The sequence below is a fragment of the Tissierella sp. genome, from assembly GCF_052089545.1.
GTDB lineage: Bacteria > Bacillota > Clostridia > Tissierellales > Tissierellaceae > Tissierella_A.
The window spans coordinates 1-2259 of sequence record NZ_JBQDAA010000220.1 but is presented as its reverse complement, the minus strand read 5'-3'; the positions used below and the strand labels follow the sequence as shown (position 1 = coordinate 2259).

At 31.3% G+C, this 2259-nt stretch carries 3 protein-coding genes; 2 read left to right on the top strand and 1 reads right to left on the bottom strand.

Going from position 1 to position 2259, the window contains the following annotated elements; genetic code table 11:
- Nucleotides 1–190: 190 nt before the first annotated feature.
- A complete protein-coding gene (locus ACTHW2_RS11845; RefSeq protein WP_442198654.1) occupies nt 191–1087 on the bottom strand; it encodes a LysR family transcriptional regulator in 897 nt (298 codons plus the stop codon).
- Between the two features lie 150 nt (nt 1088–1237).
- Between ACTHW2_RS11845 and ACTHW2_RS11840 the strand changes: the two genes are divergently transcribed.
- Entirely contained in the window at nt 1238–1939 is a 702-nt protein-coding gene (locus ACTHW2_RS11840; RefSeq protein ID WP_442264121.1) for a hypothetical protein, read from the top strand.
- A partial coding sequence (locus tag ACTHW2_RS11835) for a sodium/glutamate symporter (protein WP_442264120.1) occupies nt 1939–2259 on the top strand: 321 nt, incomplete at its 3' end. The genes ACTHW2_RS11840 and ACTHW2_RS11835, both read left to right, overlap by 1 nt.

Below are 2259 nucleotides of genomic sequence, written 5' to 3'. Positions count from 1 at the left end.
GAATGTTTAATAGACACTTATAACCTACATTCAAAAAGCTAATAAATCCGCTCTTTTCTAGTGTCTATTGCGGGTGCACCTTAAATAGACGAGGTATTTCTAACTAACCAATAAAGTACCATTATCATTTTTTTACAAGTGATTTCAAAAACTAATTTCCTAAACAAAAAATTGTTTTCATTGGAGATATTTAAATATTATTACTTACTAACTCATTAGTTGTTATAAATATCTGAACAGCTTTCTGGAATATTTGAATCGCCTTTACTTTGCTTGGTTTAGAGTATCTAGATACCAATTGATAACAAATCCTTAAAGGGGGTTCTTCCTCTAAGGAATAATATACAAGATTGTTTTTACTTTTAGATGACTCTATTAACGAAATTGGTCCGATTGACCATCTCTCAGGTTCATTTAAATATTTTATCAAGCTAGCTCCCGTATTAACTTTTAAAAGTGGCTTATTTCTACCCCATCTTTTTTCATGCCAAATTTCATAATCAATCCCCCACTTTAAATAGATTTCTTTCTCTGAATCTAAATCTTTAACTGAAATACCATCATAATAAGTACTGGTTTTATTTGTAATTAGATACATTTTTTCACTATATATAGGTGTTGTAATTACTTCTGGAAGTTGTAGTTGGCTATATACAAATCCAATATCGGCAAGGTGATTAGCTACTAATTGATAAATTTCATCCGAATGGTGTGTATTAATAGTTAAATCTAATCCATAATATTCTTGTATCACTTCATTATATAAGGGAACAAAAGTAACTTCATTCACTAAAGCGATAGATGCTATTGTAATAGGTAATCTTGTTCGATTTTCTTTTATAACATGAATATCTTTATAAATACTTACCCATCTCTGGGCTAAGGGAATTAATTCAGTACCTTTAGAGGTCAACTCTATATTCTTTTGACCTTTATTTCTATAAATAAGCTCTACTCCCAAACTATCTTCCAATCTTTTTAGACGTTGACTCAAAGTGCTTTGGGATACCAAAAGCTTCCTAGCTGCATTTGAGATGTTTCCACTCTCGACAATTACTAAGAAAGCTTCTATTTCTTCATTGGTCATATTTACGCTCCTTTAATATTAATCTTATAACTATTATATATTAAAAATATCCATTATTCTTATTATTCATCATATGTTAAGTTATAGATACAGAAGGAAGTGCTTTCTTAATCGAACTTACTATTAAACTTTTAAAAGGATGTGGGTATTTTGAGTAACATTGGATATAAAATTTATAAACAAATTGATCGCTTAGAAAAAAAAAAAATAGAAAGATTTAAAGATATTCCTACAACAGTTATTGGAGATTGTATGAACAGAACTGCAGCATTACCATCAACACTTAAACCGTTAAATAATTCAAAATTAATTGGTAGCGCTTATACTGTTGATGTTACAGCAGGAGACAATACTTTGATCTATTATGCCATTGACAACGCTAAACCTGGAGATGTCATTATTGTCGCTGGGCACGGATATTCTGAAAGAGCTTTATGCGGCGAAATTATGGTTTCTTTAGCTATTAAAAGAGAAATTAATGGTTTAGTAGTCCATGGTGCTATTCGAGATAAAGAGGAATTATCTAAATTGAATTTCCCAGTATATGCTGTGAGCTCCAGTAGCAATGGTCCGTTTAAAAATGGTCCAGGAACAATTAACGCCCCTATTGCTATTGGTGATAGAGTAATTTATCCAGGAGATATCATCGTAGGAGATCAATCTGGTATAATAACCTTTCATCCTAGCGAAGCAGATTACTTGCATGAAGCTGCTCAGAAAGTAATAGAAAAAGAGAATCAAATGATGAAGTCCATTAAAGAAGATAGCTGTTTAGAATTAGCATGGATGTATGAGAAGTTAAAAATTGATAAATGTGAGATCCAAGAAAAATTCAGGGGAGGTTTATTCTAATGCCAACTCTAACACTTGATGTTCTACAGACAGTTTCTTTAGGTGTAGTTGTATTCATAGTCGGACGATATATAAAATCTAAAATCCATTTCCTACAGAAATATTGTATTCCTGCACCTGTTATTGGTGGTTTACTATTTAGCCTAATCGTATTTGCGCTTGTCCAGACTAATACACTAACTATAGAGTTCGATCCCGTTCTGCAAAACTTTTTCATGAATATTTTCTTTACTGTTACTGGCTTTACAATTAGTCTTTCAGTTATTAAGAAAAGTGGCAAATTAGGTACTATCTTAGCAATTATTGCTGTCCTTTTATTA

Coding starts and splice junctions, on each gene's coding strand:
- ACTHW2_RS11845 (WP_442198654.1), bottom strand. CDS start 1,087: ATGACCAATGAAGAAATAGAAGCTTTCTTAGTAATTGTCGAGAGTGGA.